Source organism: Shinella sp. SUS2 (genome assembly GCF_001262505.1).
Lineage (GTDB): Bacteria > Pseudomonadota > Alphaproteobacteria > Rhizobiales > Rhizobiaceae > Shinella.
The window spans coordinates 60,230-84,314 of the sequence record NZ_KQ410743.1; the positions used below are offsets into that span (position 1 = coordinate 60,230).

Below are 24,085 nucleotides of genomic sequence, written 5' to 3' on the forward strand. Positions count from 1 at the left end.
GGTGTTTTTTCATGACCAGACACCAGACTTCCGGAGCGGCCCCATGACCTTCAAGACCCTCGACAACCTCACCGATATCGCCGGCAAGCGCGTGCTCGTCCGCGTCGATCTCAACGTACCCGTCAAGGACGGCAAGGTCACCGATGCAACCCGCATCGAACGCGTCGCCCCGACCATCCGCGAACTCTCGGAAAAGGGCGCGAAGGTTATCCTGCTCGCCCATTTCGGCCGCCCGAAGGGTGAGGTCGTCGCCGACATGTCGCTTGAGCAGATCCTGCCCGCCGTCAACGACGTTCTCGGCAGAAAGGTCGGCTTTGCCGCCGATTGCATCGGCGAGCCGGCCGCCACCGCCATCGCCGCCCTGGCGAACGGCGATATCCTGCTTCTCGAAAACACCCGTTTCCACAAGGGTGAGGAGAAGAACAGCCCGGACTTCACCGCGGCTCTCGCCGCCAGTGGCGACATCTACGTCAACGACGCCTTCTCCGCCGCCCATCGCGCCCATTCCTCGACCGAGGGCCTTGCGCATCTGCTGCCCGCCTATGCCGGCCGCACCATGCAGGCCGAGCTGGAAGCGCTGGAAAAGGGCCTCGGCAATCCGGCCCGCCCTGTCGTCGCCATCGTCGGCGGCGCCAAGGTCTCCACCAAGATCGACCTCCTCATGAACCTTGTGAAGAAGGTCGATGCACTGGTCATCGGCGGTGGTATGGCGAACACATTCCTCGCCGCCCGGGGCACCAATGTCGGCAAGTCGCTCTGCGAGCATGACCTTGCCGATACCGCCAAGCAGATCATGATCGAGGCTGCGACCGCAACCTGCGCCATCGTTCTGCCGGAAGACGGTGTCGTCGCCCGCGAGTTCAAGGCCAATGCCGAGAACGAAGTGGTCGATGTCAACGCCATTCCGGCCGACGCCATGATGCTCGACGTCGGTCCGAAGACGATCGAGGCAGTCAACGCCTGGATCTCGCGCGCTTCGACGCTCGTCTGGAACGGCCCGCTCGGCGCCTTCGAAATCGCGCCCTTCGACACCGCGACGGTGGCTGCCGCCAAACATGCCGCCGCACGCACAAAGGAAGGCGCACTCGTCTCTGTCGCTGGTGGTGGTGATACGGTCGCGGCCCTCAACCATGCCGGCGTTGCCGACGATTTCACCTATGTCTCGACCGCCGGCGGCGCTTTCCTCGAATGGATGGAAGGCAAGCCGCTGCCGGGCGTCGATATCCTGCGCCAACAGAAATAATGCCAAAGCCCTTGCGCTTGGCGCTGGATCGCCTACATTCCTGACATCGTCAACGTTCAGAAAGGAAGGTGATCCAATGTCTAATGAGATTTCGGTCTTGGCTTCGGGCATGGGAATTGTGGTGAACGCAACGAGGCAGCCCTCGTTCTGATCACGCCTTCCTTCGGGTCCAAAGACCCGGGTCCACGCCGGACCAAACCTCATGGGGGCCACCTTCGGGTGGCCCTTTTGCGTTTCCGAGACGGCGCTGCCGCGCCGAACCGCAACAAAGGAGTGGTTTGCGGTCCTTTGATCTCGATCCGCCGGGCCTTTCCGGCAACAGCCTTGTCTTACGGACGGACCAGCACGGTCAGCATCATCAGGGCGATGGCGACGACGGCGATCTTCCAGAAATCCGCGCGGCGTTTCAGCCCCGGCAGGCCGAGAGGCCGGATGAGATGCAGCAGCATGACGGCAAGCAGCAGGGCGGGAAGGATTTTCGACATGACGGCCTTTCTCCCCCCTTCCTGTCACACCTCAGACACTTTTCCAAGCGATCAGCACGAGACCTGAAATTCGTACGCCCACGTGCTTTGCATCTGGCAATCGCGGACAGGTGCGCTATTCCTTACCCATTGGCGAAACTCACGAAAACCTCATGCGAAAAAACCTCATATCCGTCTTCGCGCTTCTCATGGGCACGCTGTTCCTCTTTCTCGGGAACGGCCTGCACGGCCTGCTTCTGCCGATGCGCGGCGCCTTCGAAGGGTATGAGACGACGATGCTCGGCCTGCTGGGTACGTCCTGGGCCTCGGGTTTCGTTCTTGGCTGCCTTCTCGCCCCGACCGTCGTCAAGCGCATCGGCCATGTCCGTGCCTTTTCCGGTTTCGCCTCGCTGATCGCCATCATCGCGCTTCTGACGGGCATGCTGGTCGATCCGTTCTGGTGGATCGCGCTGCGCGCCGTCACCGGCTTCTCGATCGCCGGCACCTCGATGATCATCGAAAGCTGGCTGAACGAGCGCGCAACCAATGAAAGTCGCGGCCTGATCTTCTCGCTCTACATCGCCATCACCCTCGTCGGCACCGTCGGCGGCCAGATGACCGTGGCGCTGGGCGACGTGACGACCCCCCTGCTCTTCATGTTCGCCGGTATCCTCTATTGCCTTGCCATGTTGCCGACGACGCTCTCCACGGCCGCCTCGCCGCAGCCGCTGAAGCAGGTCAGGCTCGACATCCCCGCGCTCTACCGCACCTCGCCGGTCGCCAGCGTCGGCATCGTGCTGATCGGCATCGCCAACGGCGCCTTCGGCACGCTCGGCGCGGTCTTCGGCGCCAATGCCGGCCTCTCGCCCAGCACGATCGCCATCATGATGAGTGTCGCCATCTTCGCCGGCGCCGTGATGCAGCTGCCCGCCGGCCGCCTGTCCGACCGCGTCGACCGGCGCATCGTGCTCGCGGCGCTGTCCGCCATCGCCGCCGCTGCGGGTCTGTCGCTCTTCGTCTTCCAGCCCGCCTCGGTCACCATGCTTCTGGTGCTGACGGCGCTCTATGGCGCCATGGCGAACGCGCTCTACCCGATCGCCGTCTCGCACGCCAACGACTTCGCCAGCCCGGAAGACTTCGTCAAGGTCTCCGGCGGCCTGCTGCTGCTCTATGGCGTCGGCACGATCATCGGCCCGACGATCGGCGGCCCGATCATGTCGGCGGTCGGCCCCTATGCACTCTTCATGGTCACCTGCTGGGCGCATATCCTGATCACCGCCTACGCCATCTTCCGCAGCCGGCGCCGCGCCGCAAAGCCGGCCGAGATGCGCGAGAACTACACGACCCTCAATCCCGGCACGCTCACCACGCCGGAAAGCCTTCAGCTTTCGCCGCGCGCCCTCGCCCAGCCGCAGGCCGCCGACGAGCAACAGGAGGAGCGACCCGCATGAGCTTTTTCGAAGACGACCGCCCGGCAAGGAAGATCGCCCACGAGATCGGCAGCGACCTCGCGCTGCTGTCCGTCGACGAGCTTTCCGCCCGCATCGACCTGCTGCGCGCGGAAATCGAACGGCTGGAGGCCGAAAAGCTGAAGAAGGGCGCCAGCCGATCGGCCGCGGAAAACCTGTTCCGGTAGGCGCGTCGGACTGCCACAGCCTTGCCGAAAAGGCACAGACACAAGCAAACCGGCAATAGAGTTAACCGGCCATTAAGCCTTCCCTGTTATTACTTGAACATCCGGTCCTTCCGGGTTCAGACATTTTCACCCTTCGGGGTTCGGTCTGATTTTTCTCCCTGTTTTACCTTGAGAGCCGCTTTCCGCGGCTCTTTTTTTGTCTGCCGCGCCCACAAAAGGAACCTGTCCCGAAAGAATTGTGGAGATTAACCCTTTCTTAAGAATACCCTTGCGCGAATTAGGTTATGGGATCATCCTCACGACATAGACCGGCCGATTGGAACACCACGGGCCGACCTTCCGTTACCTGCATGTGATGCGTTCAACAGGGATGAAACCATGTCCGAAAGAGGATTGAATACCGTCAGCTTCGCTGGCCACGTTGCGTCGTCGGCGCAATTCAAGTCCCTGTACGCCGAAGGCATGGGTCTGGTCGAGGAGACCGCGAGCTATCTCGACGGCGTCGGCCGCCAGGCTTCCAAGGTGCTGCCCCGCATGGCCTCCGTGCTTTATGCGGCAGAGTCGATGCGCCTCACCACCCGCCTGATGCAGATGGCCTCCTGGCTGCTCCTGCAGCGCGCCGTCAACAATGGCGAGATGAGCCGCGACCAGGTGCTTTCGGAAAAGAACAAGGTCCGCCTCGACAGCTTCAACGTCGACAAGACCGCACCCGGCTGGAACGACCTGCCGGAAGCCTTCCGCGACCTCATCGAGCGCTCGCTGCGCCTGCAGAACCGCATCGCCCTGCTCGACCGCGAGATCTATCGCCCACAGGAGGTCCAGACCTTCGCACCCGACAACCAGAACAGCGTGCAGGCCCAGATCAACCTGCTGCAGACGGCCTTCGGCAACAACTGAGCGACAGGCCAGACATGACGACGGAGACCCGGCTCAGGCCGGGTTTTTTGTTGCACGGACCGCCCTCGCCTGCCCGCCGGGATCATCTCCTCCCAAAACGCAAAAAACCCGGCCGAAGCCGGGTTTTTCAAATTCGTCCGAAGCAGGCGGATTAGAGGCCGAGGCCTTCGAAGCGCTTCTTGAACTTGGAGACGCGGCCGCCGCGGTCCATGAGCTGCTGGTTGCCGCCGGTCCAGGCCGGGTGCGACTTCGGGTCGATTTCGAGGTTCATCGTTGCGCCTTCCGAACCCCAGGTCGAGCGGGTTTCGTACTCGGTGCCGTCGGTCATCACAACCTTGATGGTGTGGTATGCGGGATGGATATCAGCCTTCATGACAACTTTCCTGCCTGTTCCGGGGGCCAATTGTCGCAACGGATTGCGACAGCGGGGCCAAAGACGTAAATGAAGCCGCGGTCGGTCGGACCTACGGCTTCCCAATTCGATGGCGAGCCTATACAGGAAGGCCGTCTGGATAACAAGAGCCGAAAGACAATTCGTGCCGGAAGGCGCTGGAAACGGGGGTATGGTGTCCACAGACAAAGAGCAGGGCGCACAGGGAAAATCGGCGCGCCGCAACATTCGTCCCCTGGGCAGGCTTGCTCCCTATATCGGCCGTTATCGCGGCCTCGTCGCCGGGGCGCTGGTGGCCCTCGTAATGGCCGCCGTCACCACGCTCATCCTGCCGCTCGCCGTCCGCCGTATGATCGACCACGGCTTCTCCGGCGCCGATGCCGGCTTCATCAACACCTATTTCATGATGCTCTTCGCGCTGGCCGGCCTGCTCGCGCTGGCGAGCGCCATGCGCTATTACTTCGTCATCACGCTCGGCGAACGCATCGTGGCGGACCTGCGCCGCGACGTCTTTTCCCATGTGACGAGGCTTTCGCCCGCCTTCTTCGACGTCAACCAGTCCGGCGAGATCGTCTCGCGGCTGACCGCCGACACGACACAGATCAAATCCGCCGTCGGCGCCACCGCTTCCGTCGCACTGCGCAACCTCATCCTCTGTTTCGGCGCCATCGCCATGATGGTCTATACCAGCCCGAAACTCTCCAGCCTCGTCATCGCCGCCATTCCGGTGATCGTCTTCCCGCTCGTCGCCTTCGGCCGCTCGGTGCGCCGCCGCTCGCGCGAGGCGCAGGACACGCTGGCCGCGGCCTCCGCCTATGCCGGCGAGGCGATCGGCGCCACCCGCACGCTTCAGGCCTTCAACGCGGAAGACGCCGCCCGCGCCCGCTTCTTCGGTGCTGTCGAGCAGGCCTATGGCGCCGCACGCTCCGCCATCCGCGCCCGCTCGCTGCTGACCGGCTTTGCCATCGCCATGATCTTCGGCTCTGTCGTTGCCGTGCTCTGGTTCGGCGCCCGCGACGTGCTGGCGGGCACGCTTTCGGCCGGCACGCTCGGCCAGTTCCTGCTCTATGCGGTCTTTGCCGCCGGCAGCCTCGGCGCACTGTCGGAAGTCTGGGGCGAGCTTTCGCAGGCTGCCGGCGCCGCCGAGCGTCTCACCGAACTTCTGGCCGAGCCGCCCGCCATCACCGCGCCTGCGAACCCCGTGGCCCTGCCGCTGCCCGCCCGCGGCGAGCTCACTTTCCGCGATGTGCATTTCTCCTATCCCGCCCGCCCCGGCTATCGCAGCATCAACGGCCTGGACTTTGCAGTAAGGCAGGGCGAGACCGTGGCCATCGTCGGCCCCTCCGGCGCCGGCAAGAGCACGATCCTCTCGCTGGTGCTGCGCTTCTACGATCCCGATACCGGCACCGTACTTCTCGACGGGGTAGACCTTCGTGCCGCCGATCCGGAAGAGCTGCGCCGCCGCATCGCGCTGGTGCCGCAGGACGTCACCATTTTTGCTGCAACGATCCGCGACAACATCGCCTTCGGCATGACCGGCGTGAGCGACGAGGCCGTGCAGGCCGCAGCAAGGGCCGCACAGGCGGAAGAATTCATCGCACGGCTCGACAAGGGCTATGACACCATGGTGGGCGAGCGCGGCGTGACGCTGTCCGGCGGCCAACGCCAGCGCATCGCCATCGCCCGGGCCATCCTCAAGGACGCCCCGTTGCTGCTGCTCGACGAGGCGACCTCCGCGCTCGACGCGGAAAGCGAAACGCTCGTGCAGAAGGCCCTCGACGGCCAAATGGGCAAGCGCACGACGATCGTCATTGCTCATCGTCTCGCGACCGTTCTGAAGGCCGACCGCATCCTCGTCATGGAAGCCGGCCGTATCGTCGAGGAAGGCACCCACCAGTCACTCATAAGGCAGGACGGCCTCTACGCCCGCCTCGCCCGCCTGCAGTTCGATCACGGTGGTCAGGCGTTCCTTGGAGAAGACCGCGCAACCGGCTGAATGCGGCCCCTTGCCTGACGGGCTGGGCGCCCTATCCTGAGGTGGCGGACTTCACGTCACCTCGGGAGGAAACCACGTGACATTTTCGACGCTCACCCGCCGGACCCTCATGGCCCTCGGCACCACCGTGCTTGCATCGCTGGCACTCGGCCAGCCCGCCAGCGCCCAGCAGTTCCCCGACAGGACCGTCACGCTTGTCGTGCCCTTCGCCGCCGGCGGCTCGACGGATGTCGTCGCGCGCATCATCGCGCAGAAGATGGGCGACATCCTCGGCCAGCAGATCATCGTGGAAAATGTCGGCGGCGCGGGCGGCAGCCTGGGGGCCGACCGTGTGGCGCGCGCCGAACCCGATGGCTACACGATCCTGATGGCGACCGTCGCCACCCATGCGCTGAACCCGCTGATCCTCAAGACCAAGCCCTACGATGCGGAAAAGGACTTCGCGCCGGTCTCCTTGCTGGTCATCGTGCCGAATGTCCTGGTGGTGAATCCGGAGCTGCCGGCCAAGAATGTCGAGGAACTGCTGGCCCTGCTGAAGGCCGATCCGGAAGGGTACAGCTATGCCTCCTCCGGCAATGGCACGCCGCTGCACCTTTCTGGAGAGCTCTTCAAATCGATGGCCGGCGTCAGCATGCAGCATGTGCCCTACAAGGGCTCCGGCCCGGCACTGAACGACGTGATCGGCAACCAGATCCCGATCATGTTCGACAACCTGCCGTCGTCCTCCGGCCACATCAAGGCTGGTACGCTGCGGGCGCTCGCCGTCACCACGAAGGAGCGCGCCGCTTCGTTCCCCGACGTGCCGACGATCGCCGAAGCGGGCATTCCCGGCTACGAGACCTATACCTGGAACGCGCTCTTCGCCCCGGCCGGCACGCCAAACGAGGTCGTCGCCAAGCTCAGCGAGGCCGCCAACGCGGCGCTGAAGGATCCGGCCGTCGCCGAGCGCATGAAGGAGTTCAGCGCCACCATCGTTGGTTCGACGCCGGAAGAACTCGGCAAGCACGTCACGGCCGAGCTTGCCAAGTGGAAGCCGGTTGTCGAGGGCGCCAACATCCAGATGGACTGACGCTGCCTGTCCGAAGCAATTCCGCTTCGGCGGGATTGCTTCAGCGTTCGGTGAGTTTCAGTTCGATGCGACGGTTGGTTGCCCGCGCCGCATCATCGCTGCCTTCGGCGATCGGCTGGAACTCGCCGAACCCAGCCGCAACAAGCCGGTTGGCCGGAACGCCCCTGGAGATCAGGAACTTGACGACCGACGTCGCGCGGGCGGAAGAAAGCTCCCAGTTGTCGCGGTAGCGGCCCGTGCCCGACAGCGGCACATTGTCCGTGTGCCCGTCGACGCGCAGCACCCAGTTGATCTCCGAGGGGATCTCGCGAGCAAGATCGAGCAGCGCGGTGGCAAGCTTGCTCATTTCCGCCTGCCCCGCCTCGTTGAGGTCGTTGCCGCCAGAGGGGAACAGCACTTCCGACTGGAAGACGAAGCGGTCGCCGACGATGCGGATGTTTTCCCGGTCGGAAAGGATTTCACGCAGGCGCCCGAAGAAATCGGAACGGTAGCGGTTGAGCTCCTGCACGCGCTGCGCCAGCGCAACATTCAGGCGGCGGCCGAGATCGGCGATCTTCGTCTGCGACGACTTGTCCTTGGCTTCGGAGGCCTGCAGCGCCTCCTCGACGGCGGCGATCTGGCTGCGCAGCGCCGCGATCTGCTGGTTGAGCAGCTCGATCTGGCTCATGGCCCGGGCGCTCACCTGCTTTTCCGAATCGAGTTCGCCCTCCAGCGTCGTGACCCGCGCATTGGCGGCATCCGAAACCCCGGCGCCACTGTCGAGCAGTTGCTGCAGGCGGGTACGGTCACTCTCCGACTGGGCAAGCGAGGCCTGGAGATTGGCTAGCGCGTCCTCGAGGTCCTGCTTGCCGCTCTTTTCCAGCGCCAGAAGCTGGGTCAGCTCGTTGATCTGGCTGGTTAGCCGGTTGAGCACGTCGTCCTTGCCGGAGATTTCACGGCTGAGGAAGAACTGCGCCAGCACGAAGACCGTGAGCAGGAACATGATGGCGAGCAGCAGCGTCGACAGCGCGTCAACGAAGCCCGGCCAGTAATCGACCGTGCGCTGGCTGCGCCGGTTGCGGGCGAGCGCCATCCTTATTCGCCCCCGGCCTTATGCACCTTTTCCGTCGTGCGCTCCGGCAGGCGCTCGACAGTCTTCTCGCCGCTGCGTGCGGCAAGCCGGTCGAGCGTGCGGCGCAGCGCTTTCGCTTCCTCCTGCTGTGCCTCGATCCAGTCGCGCAACATCTGCTGCTCGCTGCGCATGTTCTTGACGAGGCCCTGGATACCTTCGGCAAGGCTGGCCATGGCCGCGGTCGAACGCCCGGGCCCGCCCTCCTGCGCCAGCTTGAGGATCTGCTGGGCCAGCGCCTGCACGTCGGTGGAGGAGTTGGCCGCCATGTCGACCACCGGCTGCAGCTCCGAGCCGACATCGGTGACGGACGAAAGCCAGTTTTCCAGCTCCGTATAAAAGCGGTTCTGTGCGCGGCCGGCCTGAAGGTCGAGGAAGCCGAGAATCAGCGAGCCGGAGAGGCCGAAAAGCGAGGTGGAGAAAGCCGTCCCCATGCCTTCGAGCGGCGCGGAAAGGCCTTCCTTCAGCGCGTTGAGAATGTCGTTCGCCGTACCGGCACCGGCATCGAGTGACTGGATGACGGCGCTGATCGAGCCGATCGTTCCGAGCAATCCCCAGAAGGTGCCAAGCAGGCCGAGGAAGACGAGAAGGCCGATCAGGTAGCGGGAGGTGTCGCGCGATTCGTCGAGGCGCGTGGCGATGGAATCAAGGATCGACCGTAACGCCGTGGTCGAGAGCGCCACCGAATGACGCCGACCGATCAAAGCACGCATCGGCGCAAGCAGGACAGGATCGCGCCCGACCTTCTCGGCGCTGCCGGCCGCGCGGAACGAATTGAACCAGCGCACCTCCGGCCGCAACGCCAGCACATGGTTGAAGACCAGCAGGATGCCGATCAGCAGAACGCCGAGAATAAGGCCGTTCAGGCCGGGGTTGCTGAGGAAGGCCGATTGCGCCTGGCGGAAGAGGATGGCGGCCACGAAGCCGACGATGATGAGGAAGATCACCATCGTCCAGAAGAAGGCCATGGGGCTTGAGAGTTTGTGGGGATAATCTTCCCCGGTCTCGGGCGACCCTCCCCAACCCGACAGCCCAAGCTTCGCCATGTCGTCGTCTCTCCGCTTCCTTGTCGGGCGGGAGACTAGAGGAAGATTGCGCCGAATTGAAGGGCTTAGCGGCAACAGCGGCGCGGAATGCGCCGCCCATTTGCGGGTCTTAGCGGGTCGGCACCGGGCGATGCACGACTTCGCCCAGCGCCTTGTGGATATATTCGTTGCCCGCGATGATCGTGCCGGTGTCGAGCATGGCGCTGCCGCCCGTCAGATCGGTTGCATAGCCGCCGGCTTCGCGAATCAGGAGAATACCAGCCGCCAGATCCCACGGCGCCAGATCGCGTTCCCAGAAGCCGTCGAAACGGCCCGCGGCGACATAGGCAAGGTCGAGCGCGGCAGAGCCGAGACGACGCATGCCGGCGACTTCACCCATCACGTGGCGCAGCTCGATAAGGAACTTGCCATGGTTGCCGCGGCCGAGATGCGGCACGCCGCAGCCGATGACCGCATCCGACAGGTTCTTACGGGCCGCAACGCGCAGGCGCCGATCGTTGAGGAAGGCGCCGCCGCCACGCTCGGCGGTGAAGAGTTCATCCGTCGCCGGGTTCAGCACCACGGCAGCAACGATCTCGCCGTTGCGCTCGAGCGCGATCGAAATGGCGAAGGCGGGAATGCCGTGCAGGAAGTTGGTCGTGCCGTCGAGCGGATCGACGATCCAGCGATGTGCCCCGTCGGTGCCGGCGATCTCTTCCGATTCCTCGCCAAGGAAACCGTAGGTCGGACGGGCCTTCATCAGGTCTTCACGGATCAGCTTCTCCGCCTTTCGGTCGGCCTGCGAGACATAGTCGCCCGGGCCCTTGAGCGAGACCTGCAGGTTCTGCACCTCGCCGAAGTCGCGCGCGAGCGACTTGCCGGCCTTGAAGGCGGCCTGAACCATGACGTTGAGAAGAGCTGAACGAGCCATGTAGAAATAATCCTTCGGGAATGTCCGGCGCTTCGAAACGGCAGAGCCGCGGCGCGAAAGCACGCCGTGACCGGAATATGTGGCCTCAAAACCACAAATCCCCCGAAGTTTCAAGCCTTCGCCCCCTGCAACGGCTGCAATGCAGGGGGCCTGATGCTGCAAAGGGTAAACGGGACGGCCTCAGGAGCCGGACCGGTACTTGTTCGCCGCGTCGACTGCAGCCTTCTGTTGTGTGTCGCTGAGGCCGAGATAGAAGTCCTCGAGCGAGGGATCGTTGAGCCCGGCGCGGCGCGCCAGAACGAACCACTTGCCTGCCTCGACCGGATCGGCCTTCGTGCCGATGGCATGGATATAGAGCTGGGCGAGCTTGCTCTGGGCCACGGCATTGCCGCCGCCGGCCGCCCGCTTCAGCCACTTGAAGCCGGCCTCGTAGTCACGCTCGCCGCCCGTGCCGTTGACCAGCCACATGCCGAGATCGAGCTGGGCCGTATCGAAGCCGGCGCGCGCCGCGCGCAGCAGCCACTCACGGGCGCGCCTGGTCTTCTCCTCCGGCAGGTCCTTCAAACCGATATAAATCTGCGAAACGGCATATTGCGCATCGGCAATGCCCTGCTCGGCGGATTTTTCATAGTAGGGCAACGCGGCGCGCAGGCCCTTTTCTCCCGGAGAATCGGCCACCAGCACCTGTGCATAGTTGAACTGGGCGGAGGCATTGCCAAGCTCGGCCGATTTCTTCATCAGCTCGTCCGCCCTGGTGCGGTCTTCCTTCGAGCCCGAGCGCTCCATCAAGAGGATGGCATATTTGAACATGCCGGTCGGATCGCCGCCGCCTGCCGCCTGCTCATACCAGAACATGGCCTGTTCGCGGTTGCGCTTGACGCCGAGGCCGCGATCGAGGACCTCGGCCACCAGTGTCTGGGCTGCCGGATCGCCGAGCTGCGCGCGCGGCAGGGCCAGCTCCATCGCCGTCAGGTAGCGCCCGCGCTGGAAAGCGCCATACGCCTCGTCGATCTTTCCGGTAAAGGGTTTTTCCGCCGGCAATGCCGGCAGGTCCGCCCCCATGCGGTCGAGCACCGAGAGGCCGGTCGAAGGGCCATCGGCCGGCTTTTCCGTCTGCTTGTCCGTCTTCGCAGCAGACGCGTCATCGACAGATACCGGCTCAACGTCGGTCGCCGGATCCTTGGCGACCTCAGCACTACCGGCCGTGACGGACGGTCCCTTCTTCGCCGTTTCCGCAAGGGCGGGAATGGCCACGACGACACCCGCGGCGAGAAACGCCACCGGCGCGATACGGCAAGCTTGGATGAGAACGGCCCTGATCATGCGCGCCTACTATTGCTCAAACCGTGGCGCTTTTTCGTCAAGAAGCGCATTGACGGCGGCAACAACATGGGGCGCCTGCGCCGGATCGGCGAAAACCGCCCGGTCGAGCGCCACAAATTCCGCGCCCGTCTCGGCCGCAGCAAGCGCGGACTGCGGATCCGTACCGCCGAGCACGATGCAGGGAATCTCCACCATCGAGGCCCACCATTCGGCAAGCGCAAGGTTCTTCGGGTGCGCCTCCGGCTTGATGTCGCCACCGATCTTGCCGAAGAAGATGTAATCGGGCTGCACCTCGCCGATCTCCAGTGCCTTGTGCCGGTCGGTCGCGTTGCCGCCGCCGACGATAAGTTTCGGCGTGAACTTCTCGACGGCTTCGCCGAGCGCCTCGAGCCCGCCGGTGATGTGAATGCCGTCGGCTTTCGCACGGCCAGCAACACGGGTATCGCCGGCAACGAGCGCTGCAGCGCCTGCCTGCTGGATGATTGGAACCAGGGTTTCGGCATGTTTCTGGAACTGGCCGTCGTCCAGCCCGTATTGCGGCAGGATCACCGAGGCGACGTCGCCGCCCTTCAGTGCGCCCTCCAGCATCGCGGCGCGGGCGGCAAGGTCCTCACCCTCGGGGAGGATCAGCACCAGACGGCAGCGGGGTTCGGCATCGGACATGGATGAACTTCCTTAGAATACGGCACTCAGGCTCGTCATAACAGATCAAAGCGGATAGACGGAAGGACGAACAGGATCAATCGCCCTCCATGTCCATCGACCCCACCATCTACTACGCCGCCATTCCCGCAGTTCTCCTGGTCGGTTTGACGAAGGGCGGCATGGGCGAGGCATTGGCCCTGATGGGCGTGCCGTTGCTTGCCATGGCCGTTCCGCCGGTGCAAGCCGCCGCCATCCTGCTGCCCATCCTCGTGGTCATGGACTGCGTCTCGCTCTGGATCTGGCGCCAGCACAACGACCGCACGCTGCTCAAAATGCTGCTGCCCGGCGCCCTCGTCGGCATCGCGATCGGCTGGGCGACATCGGCCTATGTGCCACGCGACGCATTGCGCCTCATCATCGGCCTCATCACCGTGCTCTTCGTCGCCCGCTACTTCTACAACAGCTGGCGCGCACGGCGCGGCTATGTCGTCCCGGCGAAGCCGCACCGGCTGCTACCTGCCGCCTTCTTCGGCACGCTGTCCGGTTATGGCAGCTTCGTCGCCCATGCCGGCGGTGCGCCCTTCCAGGTTTACGGCCTGCCGCTGAAGCTGCCCCCGCGCGACTATACCGGTGCAGGCGTGCGCTTCTTCGCAATCCTCAACGCGATCAAGCTCGGCCCCTATTTCGCCCTCGGCCAGCTCGACACGACCAACCTGACGATTTCCGCCACGCTGGTGCCGCTCGCCATCGTAGCAACCGCTATCGGTGGTTTCCTCGTCAAGCGCATGAAGCCCGAGGTCTTCTACCCCTTCATGTATGCCATGGCCCTCATCGCCGGCCTGAAGCTCTCCTGGGACGGGGTTCTGGCCTTCCTCTAAGCCCGGAGATCCAGGGCCTTCGCAGCGCACAAAACGCTTGCCGCAAATGCTGCTTTGCCATAGCTTCCCGCCATGGCGCACCCGGACCCCTTTACGGCGATTGCCGACCCCAACCGCAGGTTCCTGCTGGAGGAGCTGCGCCGCGCGCCGCGCACGGTGAACGAGCTTTCCGAAGGTCTGCCGATCAGCCGCCCGGCTGTCTCGCAGCACCTGAAGGCCCTGCTCGACTGCAATCTCGTCAGCGTCAAATCCGAAGGCACGAAGCGCATCTACGCCATCAACGCGAAGGGCTTCGACCGGCTCAATCTCTGGCTCGACCAGTTCTGGGCGTAACGCCTTCGTCCCATCCTGAAACAGAACGCCCCGGCGCGTCATCATGGCGGCCAGGGCGTCTCGACATCTAATGTTTTCGTGTACCGGGAGCGGTTTCGCGAAATGGGCTCCTACCCTGGTCCTCCCATACAGACCAACTGTTCCGCGACCCTCACCCCTTCCGTAATTTTGGAAAAATCCCTGTCCTTTCAGTGAGACGAACCGCGAATGCGCTCGATCTCATCCTTGATGCGCAGCTTGCGACGCTTGATGTCTGCAATCGTCTGGTCCTCAGAGGAGGGCTGGTTCATTGCAGCGTGCAGCTCTGCTTCCAGAGCGAAGTGCTTCTTTTCGAGCGTGGCCAGATGAGCCTCAATCGTCATGTGACAGTTCCTTCCTTTTGCTTGCACCCGGTCATTTGCATGCCGGGTGATCCAGGTTGCAACAGAACTAGTGTGCCATGTCATTTTTCATTTGTCGAAGGCGAAAACGTGGCAAGGGATAACTTCCCGTTACCAGGGGTTTCGTGGTAGGAGCAGCCTTCATACAAGCTGGGGACCGCGGTTCTGCCGCGCCGCCGACGACGGGGAAAGAATAGCATGGCAGACCAGGAACAGGCTGAATTGCGGCTTGCCGCCGCACGGCTTCGCCAGGAGCACGAAGACTACGATGCCGCTATCAATGCAATGATCCAGGTCGGCTGCGAAGCCCTCAGAATCCAGCGCATGAAGAAGAAGAAACTGGTCCTCAAGGACAAGATTTCCAAGCTGGAAGACCAGATCATCCCCGACATCATCGCCTAACCGGACGAGACGCCTTGGACACCACAGAAACGCCCCCCGTCGCCATCATCATGGGAAGCCAGTCCGACTGGGAGACGATGAAAAACGCCGCCGATACGCTCGATGCGCTCGGCGTCGATTACGAGGCCCGCATCATTTCGGCGCACCGCACGCCAGACCGGCTCTACAGCTTCGCCCGCGGCGCGAGGGCGGAAGGCTTCAAGATCATCATCGCCGGCGCCGGCGGCGCTGCCCACCTGCCCGGTATGGCCGCGGCGATGACGCCGCTGCCGGTCTTCGGCGTTCCGGTCCAGTCCAAGGCGCTCTCCGGCCAGGACAGCCTGCTCTCCATCGTGCAGATGCCTGCCGGCATCCCGGTCGGCACGCTCGCCATCGGCAAGGCCGGCGCCGTCAATGCCGCCCTGCTCGCCGCTGCCGTTCTGGCGCTGAGCGACCCCGAGCTCGCCCACCGCCTCGATGAATGGCGGGAGAACCAGTCGAACGCCATCGCCGAGTACCCCGTGGACGGCCCGCTATGAGCACACGCACGATCGGCATTATCGGCGGCGGCCAGCTTGGCCGCATGCTGGCCATGGCGGCTGCCCGGTTGAACCTGCGGACCGTGATCCTGGAACCGCAGGCCGATTGTCCGGCCGCGCAGGTCGCCAACGCCCAGATCGTCGCAGCCTATGACGATCCGGATGCGCTTGCAGAGCTTGCCCGCGTCTCGGACGTCGTGACCTACGAATTCGAGAACGTGCCGGTCTCCGCCGCCGAGGCGCTTGCCGCCGCCGTAGCGGTCTATCCGCCGTCGCGCGCGCTGGAGGTCTCGCAGGACCGGCTCGTCGAGAAGCGCTTCATCCGCGATTGCGGCATCCTCACCGCCGACTTCGCCGCCGTGGACAGCCAGGCCGAGCTTGAAGACGCGCTCGACCGCTTCGGCGGCGTCGGCGTGCTGAAGACGCGCCGCCTCGGTTACGACGGCAAGGGCCAGCGGCTGTTTCGTTCACCCGCCGAAGAGCGCGACGGCGCCTTCGAGGCACTTGGGGGCGTACCGCTGATCCTCGAGAGCCTTGTGCCCTTCGAGCGGGAAGTGTCGATCATTGCCGCACGCGACCGCGACGGCACGATCGCCTGCTACGACCCGGCGGAAAACGTCCACCAGAACGGCATCCTGCACACCTCGACCCTGCCCGCCCGCATCAGCGAGGCGACCGCGGACCAGGCCCGCAAGGCCGCACGCGCCATACTCGACCAGCTCGGCTATGTCGGCGTCATCGGCGTCGAGTTCTTCGTGCTGCCGGATGGCGGGCTCGTGGCCAACGAGATCGCGCCGCGCGTGCACAATTCCGGCCACTGGACGGAGGCGGCCTGCGTCATCTCGCAGTTCGAACAGCATATCCGCGCCGTCGCCGGCCATACGCTCGGCGACCCTCGCCGCCATTCCGATTGCGTGATGCAGAATCTCGTCGGCGACGATATCGAGGACGTTCCCGCATGGCTCGCCAGACCCGGCGTGCTTGTTCATCTCTACGGGAAGACGGAAGCCCGGCCAGGCCGCAAAATGGGGCATGTCACGCAAATTCTGGGCTGATGCGATTCCGGGAAAACTGCGCGCAAAGGCCAAAAAAACCGTCAGGGACGCTGGAAAACCAGCCTGTGTCGCGGAAAACCCTCCGCAAATGGTTGACAGCACAAAAGTGACAGGGTACATGCCTGCCAACCCGAAAGCGCGCCCGAAACGGCGCGTTTTTGATTGAGGAAATCCGGCGAACTCGAGTCGCCCTGCAATACGCGGATCAGAAAAATGAAGATCAAGAATTCGCTCAAGTCGCTCAAGGCTCGTCATCGCGAGAACCGCCTTGTTCGCCGTAAGGGCCGCATCTACATCATCAACAAGCAGAACCCGCGCTTCAAGGCTCGTCAGGGCTGATTGTCGCCGCGGTCGCCATCCTGCAATGGGATGTGGTGATCGAGAAATATCGATTTGAAGTTGGGCCATGGCGGTTTACAATAACCGCCATGCGCTTTTTTATGCTTTCAGCACTCTGCCTTTCCCTCTCCCTGATCGGTACCGCACCGACTGCCGCGCTTGCGCAGGCCGTAAAGGCATCCGTCGATCCAGCTGCATCCAGCGCCTTCACGACCCCGGCACAACGCCTCGACAAGCTCTTCAGCGAGCTGAAACACGAGGGAAACGCGGATAGCGCCCGCGGCATCGCCGACCAGATTCGCCGGGAATGGCAGGATTCGGGTAGTGCCAGCATCAACCTCCTGATCCAGTGGGCCGACAAGGCAATATCCGAAGAAAAGAACGCCGCGGCGCTCGATTTTCTCGATGAGGCGATTCGCCTGAAGCCCGACTATGTCGAAGGCTGGAACCGACGGGCCACCCTGCACTTCAAGATGGGCAACTATCGCAAATCGATGTCCGACATCAACCAGGTGCTGGCCATCGAACCGCGCCACTTCGGCGCACTCGCCGGCATGGCCGCGATCCTCGCGCAGTCGGGCCGGGACGAGATGGCGTTGAGAGCCTGGGAGCGCTTCCTCGACATCTATCCAACCGAGCGGCAGGCGCAGAAGGAAATGGGGGACCTTGCCGAAAAGCTGACCGGCCAGCGGACATAACCTTCGGCAGTGAACCGGCACGGCGCGGTTTTCGTAGATCGGTTACTTCCACCGCCTGAAACCGGACCCTGCCTTGCCCTCCGCCCTCCGCACCATGCTGACAGCCCTGCTCGCCCTCCCTTTCGCCCTTGCTCTTGCTGGCTACGCCTTCACGGCGTGGAAGGCACGAGCGATCGAGACGGCATTCCCCAACATCGGTGAGCTGGTCGATGTCGGCGGCTTTCGCATGAGCAGCGTGCTGGTGACCGCAGGCGCAGATGCCGATCTGCCCCCCATCGTCTTCATCCACGGCGCCAGCGGCAACCTGCGCGACCAGATGCATGCCTTCCGGACACAGCTGGAGGGCCGGGCGACAATGCTTTTCCTTGATCGGCCCGGCCACGGTTACTCGGAGCGCGGCGGGCCGGAAAACGCCTGGCCGGACGGGCAGGCCCACGCCATCGCACGCCTGATGGAGATACGGGGCATCGAGAGGGCGATCATCGTCGGCCACTCCTTCGGCGGCGCCATCGCCGCAAGCTTCGCATTGGAACATCCCGAGAAGACGGCCGGCCTGCTCTTCCTCGCCCCGGCCACCCACCCCTGGCCCGGCGGCATCGACTGGTACTACGACGTTGCGAAAATGCCCGTCCTCGGCTGGCTCTTCACCCGCATCGTCGCGCTCCCTGCAGGCCTGTCCCGCATCGACAGCGGCACACGCTTCGTCTTCGCACCCAACAGGCGCCCCGACGACTACACAACAGAGACGGCCCCCGCCCTTGTTCTGCGCCCCGACGCCTTCCGCAACAACGCCACCGATGTCGCCAATCTCCTGGACTATGTCCGCCGCATCCAGCCGCGCTACAGCGCGATCCATACACCGACGGTGATCATAACCGGCGACACGGACGGTGTCGTCTACGAGGAGATCCATTCACGGGGGCTGGCGCATGACATAGCGGGATCGGAACTGGTCTGGATCCGCAATCTCGGCCACAAGCCGGACTATATCGTCACCGGTCTTGCAATCGAGGCACTGGAAAAGATCGCCGGCAAGCCGCGCGACCTCCAGGAATCAGCAAGGCGGGCCGAGGCCCGCCTTGCGAAAGATCACGAGGAATGATGGCTCAGACGCCGCTGACGCCGTCCGCCCCGATATAGGCGATACGCAGCATGTTGGTCGCGCCGGGCGTGCGCAGCGGCACGCCGGCCGAAATGATGATGCGGTCGCCCGGCTTGCCGAACTCTTCGGCGACGACGATGCGGCAGGCGCGGTTCACCATATCGTCGAGGTCCTCCGCATCGCCCGTGACGACGCAGTGCAAGCCCCAGACGACCGAGAGACGGCGCGCCGTCTCGATGACCGGCGACAGCGCCAAGACCGGCACATCCGGCCGCTCGCGCGCAGCGCGCAGGCCCGTCGTGCCCGAAGACGTGTAACAGACGATGGCCGACAGCTTCAGCGTCTCGGCGATCTGGCGGGCAGCCAGCGAGATGGCATCGGCGCCCGTTGCTTCCGGCGTCGAGCGCTGGGCATAGATGATGCCCGGATAGTGCGGGTCGCGCTCGACCTTGCTGGCGATCGAAGCCATGGTCGAGACGGCTTCGACCGGGTAGTCGCCCGAGGCGGATTCGGCCGACAGCATCACGGCATCGGCACCCTCGAAGACGGCGGTCGCGACGTCGGAGACTTCGGCGCGGGTCGGCACCGGTGCGGAGATCATCGATTCCAGCATCTGCGTGGCGACGACGACCGGCTTGCCGGCGCGGCGGCAGGCGCGGATAAGCTGCTTCTGCAGGCCCGGAACGGCTTCCAGCGGCATTTCCACGCCGAGGTCGCCACGCGCCACCATGAGCGCGTCGGACAGTTCGATGATCTCGTCGATACGCTCGATCGCCTGCGGCTTTTCGATCTTCGACATCAGGCCTACGCGGCCGCGGGCCACCTTGCGCACTTCGGCAAGATCCTCCGGGCGCTGGATGAAGGAAAGCGCCACCCAGTCGACACTGCCGGTAGCCAGAACCGCATCGAGGTCGACACGGTCCTTCTCGGTCAGCGCGCCGACACCGAGCAGCGTGTCGGGCAGGCTGACGCCCTTGCGGTCGGAGATCTTGGTACCGGAGACGACCGTGCAGACGATGGACTTGCCATCGGAGGTTTCGGCGCGCAGATGCAGCTTGCCGTCGTCGATCAGCAGGCGATGGCCGGGTTTGACGGCTTCGAGGATTTCCGGGTGCGGCAGGTAGACGCGTGTGTTGTCGCCGGGCACATCCTTGTTGTCGAGCGTGAAGGTCTGGCCGGGCTTCAGCTCTTCCGAGCCGTTGGCGAACTTGCCGACGCGCAACTTAGGCCCCTGGAGATCGGCAAGAATGCCGATCGGGCGACCACAGCGGGCTTCCACCGCGCGAATGCGGCTGATCAGCGTGCGCATCACGTCGTGGCTGGCGTGGCTCATATTGATGCGGAACAGATCGGCCCCGGCCTCATGCAGCTTCTGGATCATCTGCTCATCGGACGATGCGGGTCCGAGCGTGGCGAGGATTTTGACTTTTCTGTTCCGTCTCATCAGTTCTGGCTTTCCTGGGTCCCTGGCGTATCTGAGAGCTGCACCATCCAGCTCCCCTGTCGGCCCGTGTCATATTCCTTGAAGCCCATGCGCTGGAAACCGCGTGCGAAACAGTCCTGCACGCCGGTGATCTTGAACTCGTTCTCGGCGACGCACATGTTCACGTCACCGGTCCAGCGGCCGCCGCGAGCGGCGTCTTCGGCATAGAGATAGTAGTAGCGCGATTGCAGCTCACCCTCGATCAGCGTGGCGCAGGTGGTCGCGGGAACCTGCCACCAGCCTTCGGTCATCCAGCCTTCCTTGGCACGGTAGCCGATAGCGACGCCGACAAGGTTCTGCGTGCCGTTGCACACGCGGAAGTCGGCTTTCGCCGTATCCGGCACGGACAGGGCGGCAAATCCGGCAAAGGCGAAAAGGCCGGCCTGGAAGAGGCCGCGGGCTTTCGGGAAAAACGGGCGATGGCTCTTGGCTCTCACGGCTTCCGATGCAACTCCGTTGATTTGAATAAGCGCTTTCTTGCGACGGCAGGGCATGAATGTCAACGCAACACTAATCGATTACAATTTCACGACAGGAGAAGGAATCTTTCCTGAAAGGCGAGAGGCTGCGCTTGCGGCTCCCATCGCCCCATGCGATCAGTCGGCATGAGCGGCGCAATTCGGCAAAAGGCATGCAGGATCACTCCCCCTTCGAAATCATTGACGGCGACCTCGGCCTCGGGCTCGTCATCCTGGCGGACCACGCCACCCATCATCTCCCCCAACGCTATGGCCGCCTCGGCCTGCCGGACAGCGCCTTTGAGCGCCATATCGCCTACGATATCGGCGTCGAGGGCGTGGTGCGCGGCCTCAATGCCCGGCTGAATGCGCCGGTCGTCATGAGCCGCTTTTCCCGTCTCCTGATCGACCCCAATCGCGGCGAGGACGATCCGACACTCATCATGCGCATTTCCGACGGCGCGATCATTCCAGGCAATCATCCAATCACATCAGAAGAATGGCAATACAGGCTGGAAACCTTCCATCGCCCCTATCACGATGCCGTGTCCCGCACGATCGGCGCCGTTGCCGACAAGACCGGCAAGGCGCCGCTCGTCCTTTCCATGCATTCCTTCACGCCGGCCTGGAAGGGTGCCGCCCGCCCCTGGCAGGTCACCGTGCTCTGGGACAGCGATCCCCGCGCCGTGCACCCGCTGCTGGCGGCGCTTGAAGCGCCCGGCGACGTCGTGGTGGGCGACAACGAGCCCTATGACGGGGCGCTGCGCGGCGACACGATGTTCCGCCACTGCATGAAGCCCGGCATTCCGCATGCCCTCATCGAAATCCGCCAGGACGAGATCGGCGATGCGGCAGGCATTGCCCGCTGGGTGGAGCGCCTCGCTCCGGTCTTCGCCCGGTTGAATGCGGACGAGACGCTGCACACCTATGCCGTATTCCCCTCCCGCACGGGACCCTATTGAGGCCAAGACGATGACCGAGCTCAGCAAGGAACAGCAGACCGAGTTCGAGGCCGCCGCCTTCCGGCGCCTCCTCAAGCATCTCGGCGAGCGCAGCGACGTGCAGAACATCGATTTGATGAACCTCGCCGGCTTCTGCCGCAACTGTCTGTCGAACTGGTACCGCGAGGCGGCGAACGAAGCGGGCGTGCCGCTCGACAAGGAGGCGTCCCGCGAGATCGTCTACGGCATGCCTTACGAAGAATGGCGCGCGCGCCACCAGCGCGAGGCGAGCGAGGCACGGAAGGCCGCCTTCGAGGTGAACCGCCCGAAGGAATGAGCCTTACCCCCGTGAAAATCGGCGGGAGGCCTTGATCTTGCCGGAAGTTCGCGGCAAGTCACGGCCTTCGAATTTTATCCCACCCAAGGAGAAGACCATGTCGGATGCCCACGGCGTCGCCCGCGACCAGCTTCGCGCGTTCATCGAGCGCATCGAGCGCCTCGAGGAAGAAAAGAAAACCATCGCCGACGACATCAAGGACGTCTATGGCGAAGCCAAGGGAACCGGCTTCGATGCCAAGATCCTGCGCAAGGTCATCCAGATCCGCAAGCAGGACAAGGACGAGCGCATGGAGCAGGAAGCCATCCTCGACACCTACCTGCAGGCCCTCGGCATGATCGAACTTCCGCCGGAAGCGTGAGCCGTCTCCCTCTTTTTCGCCATGCTCGGGTCAAGCCCGGGCATGGCGGCTGAGAAGAGGCAAGGTCAGACCACAAAAAACCCGCCGGATCGCTCCGGCGGGTTTTTTTAGGAATGATCGACGAACCTTAGTTCTCGGCGCTCTGGAACTTGCGCACTTCCATGAAGTTGACGGCGGTTCCGCTGAAGCGGCCGGCATCGATCGACTTGCCTTCCGACTGGAAGCCGGCCATGTAGACCGTCGTCGGCGCGGCACGCAGCGTACGGCTGACGAAGCGCGGCGCCTTGACGGGCTTCGAAAGCGTCGCGACACGGCCCTGGGTCAGTGCCCATTGCGAGATGATCTTCTGCGTCAGCTTCGGCTCGGTGCGGATGGCACCGCGGCTTGCCGCATCGGCATCCTTCTTCTTCGGGCGGCCGCCCTTGGACATCGTCTCTTCCGCCGGCTTGCCGTCGAAGGCGTCGAGCCCGGCCAGCGAACGCGTGCCTCCGGCATTGGTGGAGACGAGCGCCGCCATTTCGACCGGACCGCCGGCAGTGCCATCCGTCGTCGGATCGGCAAGCGCGGCAAGCCCGGAGCGGTCGGCAGCGGTCGGCAGCGCGACATCGGCTTCCGCAGCCGCCATCAGCGCGGTCTGCGTCTGGTCAAGCGAGACCTCAGGACGCAGGCCCGGCACTGGAACCATGGCCAGCTCCTCCGCATCCTCGACCGCCGCTTCGGCGGTCATGACCGCACCAGGCTCGGCATCGCCGGGCTCGGTGCGCGCACCGAGCATGACGGGAAGCGGGATCTTGTAGGTCGCAAGGTCCTCGAATTCAGGCTTCTGCTCTTCGGTCGTCGCCGCTTCGAGGGCCGCAACGGCGCCGCTCGTCGTCGGAGCGACAAGGGCAAGCTCGCTCGTCGTCTCGGCGGCCTTGAAGGCGGGGCGGCTGCCCGGCACCGGCGCGTTGAAGGCAAGCTCCGTCTCGGCTTCCGCCACGACCGGCTTCTTTTCTTCGACGACCTTCGCCTTCGCGCCCGCACTCTCGCCGCCTTCATCGAAGCTGTCGGCAATGGTGGCGCTGCTGGCGATCATCTCGGGTTCTTCATCCTCGTCGCCGCCGCCGCCGAAGAGAGCGGCAAGGAAGCCGCCCTTGCGCTTGGACGCGGTCGGGCTCGAGCCGCCGCCGGCCACCTGGATCGAGTCCGCGCCGACGCGGCGCTTGTAGTCGGCCACCGCCTGCTGGTAGCCGGGCAGCGGCTTGCCGTCTGTCGGCACATGCATGGTCTTGCCGTCGGGGAAGAGGCGGGCAAGCTCCTGGCGGCTCATGCGCGGCCAGGCGCGCACGCTGCCGACATCAAGATGCACGAAAGGCGAACCGGAGGTCGGGTAATAGCCGACGCCGCCGACCTGGAATTTCATGGCGGCCGCGCGCAGGTTTGCGAGCTTCACGCCGGGAATATAGAAGTCCATCGCCTTGCCGAGCATGTGCTGGCTCTTCTTCGCCACACCCTTGGAGCGCGAACGCAGCATGCCGTTGGTTGCCGGCGAGCGATAGGCAGAGACGACGTTGATGTAACCCTTGCCGCCGACCTTCTGGTAGACTTCCCACACGAGGTCGAGGAGCCGCGGGTCCATCTTCGTCGGCTCGTTGCGGCGCCAGTCGCGCAGGAACTGGTTGATCTGCTTCAGGCCGCGCGCATCGTAACGCCCGTTGCGCTTGAAGGTGATCTCGGCCTTTTCCTTGGTATGGATGAAATAGAGCTTGAGCGTGCGGTTGCCGCTCTCGGCCTGGACCGTCGCGGGAATGGCCGTGGGCAGGATGAGGGCAGCAGACAGCACAGCCGTGGACAATGCCTTAGGCAGCTTTTGCAACACTGTCTTGCAGAGGCTGCCCAGGGAGGCCCCGGGGCGCTTCATCGATGCGAACAAATTTGCCAACTCTTTCCCCGTCCGAAGGACAACGAACGTCCGTTATCCCAGATGACTGCCAATTGCGGTGAGAGCATGGCAAATACGCCACACTCGTCGTTGCGCACCCGTTATAGTGAACAATCCACTAACAGGGAATAAACGGCAATCGAGAAATCGC

The 24,085-nt window shown here is 64.1% G+C and carries 28 protein-coding genes; 17 read left to right on the forward strand and 11 right to left on the reverse strand.

From position 1 onward, the window contains the following. Nucleotides 1-43: 43 nt before the first annotated feature. A complete protein-coding gene (gene pgk, locus AKG11_RS27100; RefSeq protein ID WP_050746155.1) occupies nt 44-1,243 on the forward strand; it encodes a phosphoglycerate kinase in 1,200 nt (399 codons plus the stop codon). A gap of 329 nt (nt 1,244-1,572) precedes the next feature. Here the strand turns inward: pgk and AKG11_RS35185 are convergent, their stop codons facing one another. Next, on the reverse strand, nt 1,573-1,728 hold the full coding sequence (locus AKG11_RS35185) for a hypothetical protein (RefSeq protein ID WP_024271176.1): 156 nt from the start codon (nt 1,726-1,728) through the stop codon (nt 1,573-1,575). A 152-nt stretch (nt 1,729-1,880) separates the two neighbouring features. On the opposite strand from AKG11_RS35185, the gene AKG11_RS27105 reads away from it, so the two are divergent. The 3 genes from AKG11_RS27105 (at nt 1,881) to AKG11_RS27115 (ending at nt 4,240) form a co-directional block, all read left to right on the forward strand. Then, a complete protein-coding gene (locus AKG11_RS27105) occupies nt 1,881-3,158 on the forward strand; it encodes an MFS transporter (RefSeq protein ID WP_024271177.1) in 1,278 nt (425 codons plus the stop codon). Then, nucleotides 3,155-3,343, forward strand: a complete 189-nt coding sequence (locus AKG11_RS27110) for a DUF1192 domain-containing protein (protein ID WP_050746156.1) — start codon at nt 3,155-3,157, stop codon at nt 3,341-3,343. The genes AKG11_RS27105 and AKG11_RS27110 overlap by 4 nt, the downstream gene beginning before the upstream one ends. Nucleotides 3,344-3,721: 378 nt before the next feature. Then, nucleotides 3,722-4,240 carry a protease adaptor protein RcdA gene (locus tag AKG11_RS27115; RefSeq protein WP_023516321.1) on the forward strand — a complete coding sequence of 173 codons (519 nt, stop codon included), beginning with the start codon at nt 3,722-3,724 and terminating at the stop codon, nt 4,238-4,240. 151 nt (nt 4,241-4,391) lie between these two features. On the opposite strand, the gene rpmE is transcribed toward AKG11_RS27115, so the two are convergent. Then, entirely contained in the window at nt 4,392-4,613 is a 222-nt protein-coding gene (gene rpmE / locus AKG11_RS27120) for a 50S ribosomal protein L31 (RefSeq protein WP_023516320.1), read from the reverse strand. A gap of 190 nt (nt 4,614-4,803) precedes the next feature. On the opposite strand from rpmE, the gene AKG11_RS27125 reads away from it, so the two are divergent. Continuing rightward, complete coding sequence (locus AKG11_RS27125) at nt 4,804-6,627, forward strand: ABC transporter transmembrane domain-containing protein (protein WP_050746157.1); 1,824 nt, start codon at nt 4,804-4,806, stop codon at nt 6,625-6,627. Nucleotides 6,628-6,736: 109 nt separating this feature from the next. Next, nucleotides 6,737-7,696, forward strand: coding sequence for a Bug family tripartite tricarboxylate transporter substrate binding protein (locus AKG11_RS27130; protein WP_050746174.1), 960 nt, complete (start codon nt 6,737-6,739; stop codon nt 7,694-7,696). Between the two features lie 40 nt (nt 7,697-7,736). On the opposite strand, the gene AKG11_RS27135 is transcribed toward AKG11_RS27130, so the two are convergent. The 5 genes from AKG11_RS27135 to AKG11_RS27155 form a co-directional block, all read right to left on the reverse strand. Next, a complete protein-coding gene (locus AKG11_RS27135) occupies nt 7,737-8,768 on the reverse strand; it encodes a peptidoglycan -binding protein (protein WP_023514879.1) in 1,032 nt (343 codons plus the stop codon). A gap of 2 nt (nt 8,769-8,770) precedes the next feature. Continuing rightward, the gene (locus AKG11_RS27140) at nt 8,771-9,850 is read right to left on the reverse strand and encodes a MotA/TolQ/ExbB proton channel family protein (RefSeq protein ID WP_050746158.1); all 1,080 of its coding nucleotides are present in this window, start codon (nt 9,848-9,850) and stop codon (nt 8,771-8,773) included. A gap of 109 nt (nt 9,851-9,959) precedes the next feature. Then, nucleotides 9,960-10,760 (reverse strand): inositol monophosphatase family protein, encoded by an 801-nt coding sequence (locus AKG11_RS27145; protein ID WP_050746175.1) that lies wholly within the window; start codon nt 10,758-10,760, stop codon nt 9,960-9,962. Between the two features lie 180 nt (nt 10,761-10,940). Then, nucleotides 10,941-12,083 (reverse strand): tetratricopeptide repeat protein, encoded by a 1,143-nt coding sequence (locus AKG11_RS27150; protein WP_023514876.1) that lies wholly within the window; start codon nt 12,081-12,083, stop codon nt 10,941-10,943. Between the two features lie 9 nt (nt 12,084-12,092). Beyond that, nucleotides 12,093-12,746: a thiamine phosphate synthase gene (locus AKG11_RS27155; RefSeq protein WP_023514875.1), complete on the reverse strand. Its 654-nt coding sequence runs from the start codon at nt 12,744-12,746 to the stop codon at nt 12,093-12,095. Nucleotides 12,747-12,835: 89 nt separating this feature from the next. Between AKG11_RS27155 and AKG11_RS27160 the strand changes: the two genes are divergently transcribed. Next, complete coding sequence (locus AKG11_RS27160; RefSeq protein ID WP_023514874.1) at nt 12,836-13,606, forward strand: sulfite exporter TauE/SafE family protein; 771 nt, start codon at nt 12,836-12,838, stop codon at nt 13,604-13,606. A gap of 72 nt (nt 13,607-13,678) precedes the next feature. Then, nucleotides 13,679-13,939: an ArsR/SmtB family transcription factor gene (locus AKG11_RS27165; RefSeq protein WP_023514873.1), complete on the forward strand. Its 261-nt coding sequence runs from the start codon at nt 13,679-13,681 to the stop codon at nt 13,937-13,939. Between the two features lie 188 nt (nt 13,940-14,127). On the opposite strand, the gene AKG11_RS33820 is transcribed toward AKG11_RS27165, so the two are convergent. Beyond that, nucleotides 14,128-14,301 (reverse strand): YdcH family protein, encoded by a 174-nt coding sequence (locus AKG11_RS33820; RefSeq protein ID WP_024271180.1) that lies wholly within the window; start codon nt 14,299-14,301, stop codon nt 14,128-14,130. A gap of 216 nt (nt 14,302-14,517) precedes the next feature. Between AKG11_RS33820 and AKG11_RS27170 the strand changes: the two genes are divergently transcribed. The 6 genes from AKG11_RS27170 (at nt 14,518) to AKG11_RS27195 (ending at nt 18,433) form a co-directional block, all read left to right on the forward strand. Continuing rightward, complete coding sequence (locus AKG11_RS27170) at nt 14,518-14,721, forward strand: YdcH family protein (RefSeq protein ID WP_024271181.1); 204 nt, start codon at nt 14,518-14,520, stop codon at nt 14,719-14,721. A 50-nt stretch (nt 14,722-14,771) separates the two neighbouring features. After that, nucleotides 14,772-15,239 carry a 5-(carboxyamino)imidazole ribonucleotide mutase gene (gene purE / locus AKG11_RS27175; RefSeq protein WP_037408602.1) on the forward strand — a complete coding sequence of 156 codons (468 nt, stop codon included), beginning with the start codon at nt 14,772-14,774 and terminating at the stop codon, nt 15,237-15,239. Beyond that, entirely contained in the window at nt 15,236-16,294 is a 1,059-nt protein-coding gene (locus AKG11_RS27180; RefSeq protein WP_050746159.1) for a 5-(carboxyamino)imidazole ribonucleotide synthase, read from the forward strand. Before purE ends, AKG11_RS27180 begins: the two co-directional genes overlap by 4 nt. A 213-nt stretch (nt 16,295-16,507) precedes the next feature. Beyond that, on the forward strand, nt 16,508-16,633 hold the full coding sequence (ykgO, locus tag AKG11_RS27185) for a type B 50S ribosomal protein L36 (RefSeq protein WP_024271182.1): 126 nt from the start codon (nt 16,508-16,510) through the stop codon (nt 16,631-16,633). Between the two features lie 80 nt (nt 16,634-16,713). After that, a complete protein-coding gene (locus tag AKG11_RS27190) occupies nt 16,714-17,331 on the forward strand; it encodes a tetratricopeptide repeat protein (RefSeq protein ID WP_050746176.1) in 618 nt (205 codons plus the stop codon). Between the two features lie 94 nt (nt 17,332-17,425). Next, the gene (locus AKG11_RS27195) at nt 17,426-18,433 is read left to right on the forward strand and encodes an alpha/beta fold hydrolase (RefSeq protein ID WP_050746160.1); all 1,008 of its coding nucleotides are present in this window, start codon (nt 17,426-17,428) and stop codon (nt 18,431-18,433) included. A 4-nt stretch (nt 18,434-18,437) separates the two neighbouring features. Here AKG11_RS27195 and pyk read toward each other — a convergent pair whose 3' ends face one another. Next, nucleotides 18,438-19,877 (reverse strand): pyruvate kinase, encoded by a 1,440-nt coding sequence (pyk, locus tag AKG11_RS27200; protein WP_024271184.1) that lies wholly within the window; start codon nt 19,875-19,877, stop codon nt 18,438-18,440. After that, on the reverse strand, nt 19,877-20,266 hold the full coding sequence (locus AKG11_RS27205; RefSeq protein WP_306414950.1) for a DUF1036 domain-containing protein: 390 nt from the start codon (nt 20,264-20,266) through the stop codon (nt 19,877-19,879). The genes pyk and AKG11_RS27205 overlap by 1 nt, the downstream gene beginning before the upstream one ends. Before the next feature lie 281 nt (nt 20,267-20,547). Between AKG11_RS27205 and AKG11_RS27210 the strand changes: the two genes are divergently transcribed. The 3 genes from AKG11_RS27210 (at nt 20,548) to AKG11_RS27220 (ending at nt 22,013) form a co-directional block, all read left to right on the forward strand. Continuing rightward, the gene (locus AKG11_RS27210) at nt 20,548-21,336 is read left to right on the forward strand and encodes an N-formylglutamate amidohydrolase (RefSeq protein ID WP_023516227.1); all 789 of its coding nucleotides are present in this window, start codon (nt 20,548-20,550) and stop codon (nt 21,334-21,336) included. Nucleotides 21,337-21,346: 10 nt separating this feature from the next. After that, complete coding sequence (locus tag AKG11_RS27215; protein WP_050746161.1) at nt 21,347-21,652, forward strand: DUF1244 domain-containing protein; 306 nt, start codon at nt 21,347-21,349, stop codon at nt 21,650-21,652. A 97-nt stretch (nt 21,653-21,749) separates the two neighbouring features. Beyond that, nucleotides 21,750-22,013 carry a DUF2312 domain-containing protein gene (locus tag AKG11_RS27220; RefSeq protein ID WP_023516225.1) on the forward strand — a complete coding sequence of 88 codons (264 nt, stop codon included), beginning with the start codon at nt 21,750-21,752 and terminating at the stop codon, nt 22,011-22,013. Nucleotides 22,014-22,140: 127 nt separating this feature from the next. Here the strand turns inward: AKG11_RS27220 and AKG11_RS27225 are convergent, their stop codons facing one another. Continuing rightward, nucleotides 22,141-23,934, reverse strand: a complete 1,794-nt coding sequence (locus tag AKG11_RS27225; protein WP_050746162.1) for a peptidoglycan L,D-endopeptidase MepK — start codon at nt 23,932-23,934, stop codon at nt 22,141-22,143. Between the last annotated feature and the right edge of the window lie 151 nt (nt 23,935-24,085).

Coding starts and splice junctions, on each gene's coding strand:
- AKG11_RS27180 (WP_050746159.1), top strand. CDS start 15,236: ATGAGCACACGCACGATCGGCATTATCGGCGGCGGCCAGCTTGGCCGC.
- pgk (WP_050746155.1), top strand. CDS start 44: ATGACCTTCAAGACCCTCGACAACCTCACCGATATCGCCGGCAAGCGC.
- AKG11_RS27110 (WP_050746156.1), top strand. CDS start 3,155: ATGAGCTTTTTCGAAGACGACCGCCCGGCAAGGAAGATCGCCCACGAG.
- AKG11_RS27160 (WP_023514874.1), top strand. CDS start 12,836: ATGTCCATCGACCCCACCATCTACTACGCCGCCATTCCCGCAGTTCTC.
- AKG11_RS27210 (WP_023516227.1), top strand. CDS start 20,548: ATGCAGGATCACTCCCCCTTCGAAATCATTGACGGCGACCTCGGCCTC.
- AKG11_RS27215 (WP_050746161.1), top strand. CDS start 21,347: ATGACCGAGCTCAGCAAGGAACAGCAGACCGAGTTCGAGGCCGCCGCC.
- AKG11_RS35185 (WP_024271176.1), bottom strand. CDS start 1,728: ATGTCGAAAATCCTTCCCGCCCTGCTGCTTGCCGTCATGCTGCTGCAT.
- AKG11_RS27130 (WP_050746174.1), top strand. CDS start 6,737: ATGGCCCTCGGCACCACCGTGCTTGCATCGCTGGCACTCGGCCAGCCC.
- ykgO (WP_024271182.1), top strand. CDS start 16,508: ATGAAGATCAAGAATTCGCTCAAGTCGCTCAAGGCTCGTCATCGCGAG.
- AKG11_RS27220 (WP_023516225.1), top strand. CDS start 21,750: ATGTCGGATGCCCACGGCGTCGCCCGCGACCAGCTTCGCGCGTTCATC.
- rpmE (WP_023516320.1), bottom strand. CDS start 4,613: ATGAAGGCTGATATCCATCCCGCATACCACACCATCAAGGTTGTGATG.
- AKG11_RS33820 (WP_024271180.1), bottom strand. CDS start 14,301: ATGACGATTGAGGCTCATCTGGCCACGCTCGAAAAGAAGCACTTCGCT.
- AKG11_RS27125 (WP_050746157.1), top strand. CDS start 4,804: ATGGTGTCCACAGACAAAGAGCAGGGCGCACAGGGAAAATCGGCGCGC.
- AKG11_RS27140 (WP_050746158.1), bottom strand. CDS start 9,850: ATGGCGAAGCTTGGGCTGTCGGGTTGGGGAGGGTCGCCCGAGACCGGG.
- pyk (WP_024271184.1), bottom strand. CDS start 19,877: ATGAGACGGAACAGAAAAGTCAAAATCCTCGCCACGCTCGGACCCGCA.
- AKG11_RS27115 (WP_023516321.1), top strand. CDS start 3,722: ATGTCCGAAAGAGGATTGAATACCGTCAGCTTCGCTGGCCACGTTGCG.
- AKG11_RS27155 (WP_023514875.1), bottom strand. CDS start 12,746: ATGTCCGATGCCGAACCCCGCTGCCGTCTGGTGCTGATCCTCCCCGAG.
- AKG11_RS27170 (WP_024271181.1), top strand. CDS start 14,518: ATGGCAGACCAGGAACAGGCTGAATTGCGGCTTGCCGCCGCACGGCTT.
- AKG11_RS27145 (WP_050746175.1), bottom strand. CDS start 10,760: ATGGCTCGTTCAGCTCTTCTCAACGTCATGGTTCAGGCCGCCTTCAAG.
- AKG11_RS27105 (WP_024271177.1), top strand. CDS start 1,881: ATGCGAAAAAACCTCATATCCGTCTTCGCGCTTCTCATGGGCACGCTG.
- AKG11_RS27195 (WP_050746160.1), top strand. CDS start 17,426: ATGCTGACAGCCCTGCTCGCCCTCCCTTTCGCCCTTGCTCTTGCTGGC.
- purE (WP_037408602.1), top strand. CDS start 14,772: ATGGGAAGCCAGTCCGACTGGGAGACGATGAAAAACGCCGCCGATACG.
- AKG11_RS27165 (WP_023514873.1), top strand. CDS start 13,679: ATGGCGCACCCGGACCCCTTTACGGCGATTGCCGACCCCAACCGCAGG.
- AKG11_RS27135 (WP_023514879.1), bottom strand. CDS start 8,768: ATGGCGCTCGCCCGCAACCGGCGCAGCCAGCGCACGGTCGATTACTGG.
- AKG11_RS27150 (WP_023514876.1), bottom strand. CDS start 12,083: ATGATCAGGGCCGTTCTCATCCAAGCTTGCCGTATCGCGCCGGTGGCG.